Genomic DNA, 8,031 nt, shown 5'->3' with positions numbered 1-8,031 from the left:
TCTTTATCCAGGCGTAAAGGCTGTGGGTGGTGATATCGAGACGTGTTGCAACGCTGGAAACAGAATAACCACGATCAACAACCTGTTTGACTGCTTCAATTTTAAACTCTTCGGGATAACGCTTACCGCTCATGGGCACCTCTCTTTAAGCCATCTTAAATGACTCCGAGGTGTCTGTTAAACCCGTGGCGATTCAAATTTTAATGAAAAAGTCAGTTCGTCGCATGGGTTTATCAAGAATGGTTGATCATATGAAACCATCGCTTAGACCTAAAAGTGATCAGGAGTTTTCACACAGCCTGAGCGAGAAGCGGACTCTGTTGCTTTGGATTAAATCATCTTCTTAGCATGGTTTAAAATCACAACCAGATGGCAGTGTGCCCGGTTCGTCAGGCAAACCTTTGTCGAATGGGCTGCCAAGACGGTTAACTCATCATACTGGGCCAAGCTGTATTATCAGGGGATGCGAGAAAAAGGAAAATCTCATCAATCAGCGATCCGAGCTCTGGCATTCAAATGGATAAGGATTATTTATCGCTGCTGGAAGACCAGAACCCGTTATGACGAAGCGAAATATTTGCTGGCACTGGAAGCGCGAAAATCGCCCTTACTAATGCCGTAGAAAGCTTGTCGAATGTCTCAGGGCGTGAAGCGGACATCGCCAACATGCACATGAATCAATCCCCAGCAGCCGATTATTAGCATTGTTCAGCTTCAGACTGAAATGAAACCGTATGGCTGATTACTCGTTTTCGACCGCAATACGCGTTCTTATACTGGCAATAAAATTATCCCGGATGACATTCTCCGTGCCTGCGTTCCAGGCTACCAAGCTGTGTTAAAGCTATCTCGCCCAAATCCGAGTTTAAATTGTCCAAGGATATCAGTTGGGGAGAGTTCGGCCATGCACTCGCCGATAGATAAGAAATTCATAGCAATAGCCCTTGACTGATGTGGTCCCGGATGCTGGCGTCCCTCGACGCCAGCTTTCAAGGCAGATGAACGTAATCGATGAGAATGTGCGGGTGCCCGCGCGTGCTGGCAATACAGTGATGAAACACTTGAGCACGCCGGGACCAGCAGGGTCACCCTCAAGGAATTGCGCTTCCTTAGCCAAAGCAGTGGAAGTGCTGTGCAAGCTTCGGGTTAAATTTTCACTTTCAAGAAATAGTCAAAAATTTCCGGGACACTAGCCTCGCCCATACCCGCATCCACAGCTGCCGTTAAGTTGCCTGAAGTCGCCTGAGCAATGTCCGCCTGCATATTGAGATCCTCGGCCATCTCGAGAAAATACCTTAGGTCCTTGTTGGCATTGTTGATGGAGAAGCCCAAGTCACTGACGCCATCGACCGCGTAATTCTTGCAAAATTTCATGAACGGAGAATTGGATGGGCCGGTCGACATTATGTCGTAAAGCTGTTGAAGGTCGACACCGGCCCGCTCCGCCACGGCAAAAGCCTGGCTCATGGTGCAAACTGTCGTCATGCCCATAAAGTTGTTGATCAGCTTGGTCGTATGACCAGCGCCAAGAGCGCCGAGGTAGAAAACGTTCTCGCCCTGCTCATCGAGCACCGGCTTGACCTTATCAAAGGTTTCTTTGTCACCTGCGGCCATGATGTTGAGCAAGCCGTCGCGAGCATGTGCAGGCGTTCGCCCAAGCGGCGCGTCAATCATGCCGGCGCTCTTGGCGGCCAGATCAGCACCGATTTTGCGAGTCGAGGTCGGAATGGATGTGCCGAAATCTACAACTACGGCACCTTTCTTAATGCCGTCCAGGAGACCATTTTCACCGTAAACAATTTTCTCGACAACTTCTGATGTAGTCAAGCAAAGCATTACGATGTCGCTTGCCTCGGCCAACTGCTTGGGCGATGTTGCCTCCTTTGCGTTCCCGCGAGCAAGAACTGCTGCCACAGCATCCTTGTTCAAGTCCATCACTACCAATTCAAAGCCCTTCTTTTGAAGATTCTCAACCATATTTCCGCCCATGAGGCCGAGGCCGACAAAGCCGATAACGGGTTTGCTCATGTTTTATTTTCCTTAATTAGTTCGTTGTGATTGTCGGATCAGACGAAATCTTCACGGTGAGGTGTGAAAATATCGAGCAAAGTACCCGCTTCGATGCAGGTCGCGCCATGCAGGATGTTCGGCTGTTTGTAGAGCGAGTCGCCGGTGGAAACGATGTAGGTTTTGCCGCCAACGGCAAACTCAAATCTTCCGGAAATGACGTAGGTAATTTGCTCATGCGGGTGCCGGTGCAGTGCCGCCACCGTACCTTTCTCGAAGTGATTTTCGACGCACATGACGTTGTCATTGTAGGCGGCCACTTTCCTGGTTAATCCGCCACCAGCATCGAAAAGCTTGTTATCGGTTGCGGGAAAAAAGTTCTTTACGTCCATCGCTATTCTCCAATCTCGAGTTTGGGGAGTGAAACGCGCCGTACCACGGGGGCAGTGCGCCCACCGAGGAGCCAGATGGCGAGTATGCCAAGCGGTACGATAGCCGCGGCAAGCAGGAATATTGGGCCGTAGCCATGCGGTGTCATCACCGGCACCAGCCACGTTGTGATCAACGTCCCAACCACTGCCGCAGTCCCGCCAACGCCGGCCAGCGAACCTACGGCACCGCCGGCGAAATAGTCGGAAGGAAGCGTCTGAATGTTATTAATGGCTACCTGGAAACCGAACAGGATGACTGCGATCAGCAGTACTGCAGTCAGGGGGTCCGACGCGCGCGCCGTTAGCAGAAGTGCCGGCAACATGATGACGCCACCCGCGGTGATTACGACTTGTCGTGCACGCAATGCGCTCCAACCGCGGCGGATCAGCACGCCCGACGCCCAGCCGCCCGACAGGCTGCCCAGCATCGCTCCGACGAACGGAACCCAGGCAAACATCCCGATCTGCTTCACGTCAAAGCCGAAAGTTTCAGCTAAATAGATCGGCAGCCATGAGACGAACAACCACCAGATAGGGTCGAGGAAAAAGCGGCCGATCAGGATCGCCCAGCTTTCACGGTGGTGAAGTAGCTCACCCATGCCGGGTGCGTAGCCAGTGACCGCTTGCGCCACGCCTCCTTGCTCGTCCCCGGCGATGTGCGCGCGCTCGGCTTTGCTCAGCCACGGGTGAGCGTCGGGTTCGCCCCGATAGATCAGCAGCCAAGGCACCAGCCATATGAAGCCTAGCACGCCGACGAGCAAGAACGTCGCGCGCCAGCCCATTGCTTCATACATTAACGCGACAAGTGGTGCAGAGATGATTGCACCGATTGCCGCTCCAGAATTAAAGATCCCCTGCGCCAGAGCACGCTCTCCCGCTGGAAACCAGGCGGCGTTGGCCTTCACCGCGCCCGGCCAATTGCCCGCTTCACTTACGCCCAGCGTCACACGCAGCAGCCCGAGCACGGCCAGCGAACGCACCGCTGCGTGTGCGGCAATTGACAGCGACCAGATGCCGATCGAGACCACAAACCCCAGCCGCGTTCCGACCACATCCAGGATCCGCCCGAACAGCGATTGGCCTACTGCGTAGGCGATCAGGAACATGGTGACAAGCATTGCGTAGTCGGCCTTATCCGCCCCGATATCCTTTGAGACCGCGGGCCACATCACGGCGAGCGCGTTGCGGTCGATATAGTTGATGACGGTGGCCACTGCGATCAGGCCGATGATGAACCAACGAAGACCCTTGACGGTGCGTCCCATCACACCTCTCCCAGTCCATCGTGGATGACGTGATAGCCTCCACCGGTCACGTATAAAGCTTTGTTCCTGAATTTCATATTTTCAATCCTCCTACACGATCGTTAAGACCATTCCGGTTGGGGACGGCCAGGCAATTCTACGATTTCATTACAGCGTCAGAACTGGTCAAAGACTCATTGGCATTTTCTTCGCCGTATTCGTGTGGCAGGTGTGCGAGGCGCTTTGTCCGCCGCAACTCCCGTGCCCAAGCTCTTTGCCACTAGACGCAGTGGCAAGCTATTCTCTGCTTCGTGGATCTAAAGCTGATGTCTCCTGGACAATCATTTTCCGCGAAGGCAGCGAATCCGGTGCTACTTGCTCTCGAATCCGTTGAGGAGCGCTATGTGCCCGGTCCACTCCATTCGCCGACCATCAAGCGTCGCGCTGTGAGGACGACCTGCGGTCACATCGTCGGCTATTCCGATGACTAAAGGCACGCCGCTAAGCGGTTCAATCACAATCAAGTCGGCGTCGTTCGAGCGGACGTGCCGCAATGTTTTGATTTGACTTGCACTCGCCACGGTCGTCTCTGCCGATGGGTCATAAGCACCGTGCGGCTCCAGCAGAGAAACGAAGGTCGTATCCTTCACCCCCGTTACCCGCTCAATAAGCAACGGCTCGCGCCGAAGATTAAAGCTCGGATCGTTGGCGCCGCTTTCTCCGAGTATGACGCTGGCACCAGCGGGCGGAACCATACGGTAGGTGTAAAAGCGACTACCGTTGATCCAGGTAAGCGTGGCATTGTCGGGGCCAATTGTACCCGTAGCATCGACCCAGATGTGCTGATACCCACTACCAGTTCCCAGCACTGGCCGCTCGGCTACGCTCTGCTGGACGGGGAACCCAAGGTCAGTGATGTGCCCGCTGTAGTGCAGCGGGAGGTCGTAGGTCGCCGGCGAATTTCCGTTCACTCGAAGTAAATCCAGCACAAGCGGACTGCCGCTGCCGAAGGGGACCTGCACGAGCGTGCGCCGGAAACGCACACCCGGCCATGCGTCGACCATCTCGGCTGTGCTGGCTTTCAACGGATCGTCGGCGGAGAAGAATAATTGGCTCGGGGCATGTTCCTGGCCAACGCGCCAGTCGCCATTGAAGTGCGATGTCTCGTTTACGACAAGCGTATTATGGGCGACAGTCTGCTTTGCCCAACTCTCATTCTCCTTCAGATAGCGGCCGCCGTTCTTGCTCTCAATGTTCAGGAAGCGAGCTGCACCATAGTCAGTGACGATAGGGTTGCCAGCGTCGTAGAGAATCCAATTAAGTTTATCGAAATGGCCATGACCCATTCCCATCGCGCTATTCTTCGCAATCACCACTGCGGCATCGCGCTCTGGCCCTGATCGTAGGACGGCCAACGCTCCCTGATCGCCTTCAGGTCCGTCCCGGAATAGCTGTGACGCGTACGGAAACGGGCTCGCTTTTCCCGCCGCAAGATCGCGGGCGAGAAGGAGGCCGTCCGGCGTCAACACGGTGCGGCCCTGTTCTTGCGCGATCGAAAGAAAGCCCGGGTCCTTCGTCACACCGTACCCGATTGCCACTGCCTGGTAGAGTTCGTCCGTCTTCAAGCTCTTGTCGGGCATCGCGTCATTAAGCGGGAAGAAGTAGTCGTTATAGGTCAGTTGTATGGTGCTACGGATTGCTTTAAGTAGAACCCCGTCGCGGCGCTGCCAAATGCCGAGTTCCGGCTGGTTCCGCGCGATCGCATCGGCGAACACGACGAACGGCTGAAGCGCATAGCGCTGATAATAAGGTCCCTCGGTGTAGTAGCCATCAGGCGAAAATAACTGGTCGACTTGCGCGAGGAACCCGGACCGACCGCTCTTGTCCGTGCCTTTCAGCGAGCGCGCGACCAGTTCCGGATCGTGCAAAACATAGCCCGTCATCCCAACCCCGGCAGCCGCCCAGGTCGCATGGTTGTGGATCCGATCGAACGTTTTCGCGTTTCCGATCGAAAGGAAGTCGGCCATGTGGCGGAAGACTTTGTCATCGATCGTCGCCCGGTCGGCGGCATTCAGCGTGTCGCGAATTGCATCGTAACCTTGAATCGCATAGACTAGCCATACGCTGTCGTTGAGGCTTTGCCAGAATAGCCGCCCGGGTGCCTCATTTGCTTTGGCGGGATGCGGGCCAAGGGTTGGATAGAGCTTGGCATATTCCAGCAATAGCGACCGGGCATAGGCTGCATAGGCGCTTTCACCGGTGATCCGGTACAGTAGGCCTGCCCCATACAGCGCCATGTAGTTACGCTTGTGCTGCTCGTGCGTGTATCCGCCACCGGGATCTTTTGGAACGGGCACGACAACGCCAGCACGAATCGCCGCATCGACGGCAATGCTGGTCCGACGCATCTCGTCGGAAAACAGCTCATATTGCGATGATGCTTCCCTTATCATTGCTAGGCTAACGACTTCCTCACTGGAAGACGCGCTGGCCGCCCCGGAGTTTGAATAAAAACACGCTGCGATCCCAAACGCCGCAGTCGTGAATAACAGGAACTTCTTCAAAGCTAATCTCCCTATTGCGGCGACTGAAGCCGCAATATTCGCCACGCCGTTGCGGTCGATATAGTTGATGACGGTGGCCACTGCGATCAGGCCGATGATGAACCAACGAAGACCCTTGACGGTGCGTCCCATCACACCTCTCCCAGTCCATCGTGGATGACGTGATAGCCTCCGCCGGTCACGTATAAAGCTTTGTTCCTGAATTTCATATTTTCAATCCTCCTACACGATCGTTAAGACCATTCCGGTTGGGGACGGCCAGGCAATTCTACGATTTCATTACAGCGTCAGAACTGGTCAAAGACTCATTGGCATTTTCTTCGCCGTATTCGTGTGGCAGGTGTGCGAGGCGCTTTGTCCGCCGCAACTCCCGTGCCCAAGCTCTTTGCCACTAGACGCAGTGGCAAGCTATTCTCTGCTTCGTGGATCTAAAGCTGATGTCTCCTGGACAATCATTTTCCGCGAAGGCAGCGAATCCGGTGCTACTTGCCCCGAGTGTTTGCCCAGAATGTCCTACAACGCCATGTCGATTGCACCGATTCCGTCATCGTCACCGGGCCTTAACGCCAGTATGCACCGCGATAAAGGTACTGCCAGATATCTTCGATATTGCCCGGATCCTTGCCGATAAGACACGGAGCAATATGCTCTTCCAGATACGCTGCGACGGCCATTTCCCTGCCATTCAATGTGGCATCACCCACACCATAAATCCCTTCGTCCGTTTCAATCTTTACCGTAACAAAATTTCGTCCAGGCCGGCTCACCAGCACTTAGATGCGTTCGATTTTCATAGCGACTCTCATAGGGTAGAGAAAAGACAGGGTCAGTAAATTATTCTATTTGTCGTACTATAGTATTTATAAGCTGACTATTGTGTGAACAATGTCGTAGTTTTTAAGTTACGGGGTTTTGTTTGCCAGTACGCCCGGCACAATTTCGCGGCTGTCTTCGTGGCGGGAATGTTTACGCATCTGCACCCCGTGGCCTTTCTGCGTGACCCGGTAAAGCGGGCGTTTTGGGTATTCCGATAGTGGTGCCATATGCATGTAAAGCTGGTACAGCTTCAGCCAGGAGGATTCATCCTGCTCGTCTGGTTTGTACACTGACCTGATCAGCGCAAAGGTAGCTGACTGGCGCAGCGGTCGTTCCTGACGACAGTCAATATTTGCGTAATCCCGGTTAAGCCGCCATGCCACCACTTCTCCGTCAATCATGAACTGGAGTGGCACAGATTTTTCCGGCGCATCCTGATTCAGCACCGATGCCGGAGAAGATGACGCTCCGATGTGGATGCCGCCATGCCAATAGCGATTTACGCCAATCAGCCACCAACCGTGAGCGTTTTTTCGAATGTCAGTCAGCAACTCGTCATAGTTCTTATACTCCCGCCCATCGGTTTCCGTACCGGATAACGTATGCCATCATCTTTCCTTAAGTTAAATCACTAAAACCGTAATCATCGCAGGGAGTTAAGAGGAAGGGGAGTAAAATTTATGCAGATTTTATTACTGAGGTATTTACCCACGTAGAGTGTTCTACTACGGGATACCGCTTAAATTTTGCTCTTAGCGAATGGAAGGGACTTCCCCTGGATATGCACCTGATTAACTTTCGTGCAATCATGGGATAAATATTGACCCAGAGGGATTCGTTATGACCATCACTACTGTCGGTATCGATCTTGCTAAAAATGTGTTTGCAGTTCACTGCGTTGACCAAAATGGTAAAGCAGTTCTGGTTAAACCCAAGGAGTCACGTGCAGCACTTCCTGAACTCATCGCA

Annotated in this window: 6 protein-coding genes and 3 pseudogenes; 2 read left to right on the top strand and 7 right to left on the bottom strand. The window is 53.8% G+C overall.

What is annotated here, in order from left to right:
* Positions 1 to 133 (bottom strand): transposase (locus tag GS12_RS22185; RefSeq protein ID WP_034951043.1); only part of this gene is annotated, 133 nt, incomplete at its 3' end.
* A gap of 234 nt (positions 134 to 367) precedes the next feature.
* Between GS12_RS22185 and GS12_RS23830 the strand changes: the two are divergent.
* Positions 368 to 622 (top strand): annotated as a pseudogene (locus GS12_RS23830) (IS110 family transposase); the annotation flags it as partial.
* Positions 623 to 1,146: 524 nt separating this feature from the next.
* Here GS12_RS23830 and GS12_RS22180 read toward each other — a convergent pair.
* From GS12_RS22180 to GS12_RS22160, 6 genes and pseudogenes are all read right to left on the bottom strand, one after another.
* Complete coding sequence (locus GS12_RS22180) at positions 1,147 to 2,028, bottom strand: NAD(P)-dependent oxidoreductase (RefSeq protein ID WP_031594677.1); 882 nt, start codon at positions 2,026 to 2,028, stop codon at positions 1,147 to 1,149.
* Positions 2,029 to 2,066: 38 nt separating this feature from the next.
* A complete protein-coding gene (locus GS12_RS22175) occupies positions 2,067 to 2,399 on the bottom strand; it encodes a cupin domain-containing protein (RefSeq protein WP_031594676.1) in 333 nt (110 codons plus the stop codon).
* 2 nt (positions 2,400 to 2,401) lie between these two features.
* The gene (locus tag GS12_RS22170) at positions 2,402 to 3,703 is read right to left on the bottom strand and encodes an MFS transporter (RefSeq protein ID WP_031594675.1); all 1,302 of its coding nucleotides are present in this window, start codon (positions 3,701 to 3,703) and stop codon (positions 2,402 to 2,404) included.
* Between the two features lie 350 nt (positions 3,704 to 4,053).
* Complete coding sequence (locus tag GS12_RS22165) at positions 4,054 to 6,378, bottom strand: alginate lyase family protein (protein ID WP_200874556.1); 2,325 nt, start codon at positions 6,376 to 6,378, stop codon at positions 4,054 to 4,056.
* Between the two features lie 431 nt (positions 6,379 to 6,809).
* Positions 6,810 to 7,019, bottom strand: a pseudogene (locus GS12_RS23825) (hypothetical protein); the annotation flags it as partial.
* 129 nt (positions 7,020 to 7,148) lie between these two features.
* Positions 7,149 to 7,613 carry a hypothetical protein gene (locus GS12_RS22160; RefSeq protein ID WP_031594673.1) on the bottom strand — a complete coding sequence of 155 codons (465 nt, stop codon included), beginning with the start codon at positions 7,611 to 7,613 and terminating at the stop codon, positions 7,149 to 7,151.
* Between the two features lie 289 nt (positions 7,614 to 7,902).
* On the opposite strand from GS12_RS22160, the pseudogene GS12_RS24495 reads away from it, so the two are divergent.
* Positions 7,903 to 8,031, top strand: a pseudogene (locus GS12_RS24495) (IS110 family transposase); the annotation flags it as partial.

Source organism: Erwinia oleae, assembly GCF_000770305.1.
Lineage (GTDB): Bacteria > Pseudomonadota > Gammaproteobacteria > Enterobacterales > Enterobacteriaceae > Erwinia > Erwinia oleae.
This window is presented reverse-complemented; position numbering and strand designations above follow the sequence as displayed.

Bases quoted from the DNA above. Each gene is read 5' to 3' on its own strand.
- GS12_RS22165 (WP_200874556.1), bottom strand. From the start codon at position 6,378: ATGGGACGCACCGTCAAGGGTCTTCGTTGGTTCATCATCGGCCTGATC.
- GS12_RS22175 (WP_031594676.1), bottom strand. From the start codon at position 2,399: ATGGACGTAAAGAACTTTTTTCCCGCAACCGATAACAAGCTTTTCGAT.
- GS12_RS22180 (WP_031594677.1), bottom strand. From the start codon at position 2,028: ATGAGCAAACCCGTTATCGGCTTTGTCGGCCTCGGCCTCATGGGCGGA.
- GS12_RS22170 (WP_031594675.1), bottom strand. From the start codon at position 3,703: ATGGGACGCACCGTCAAGGGTCTTCGTTGGTTCATCATCGGCCTGATC.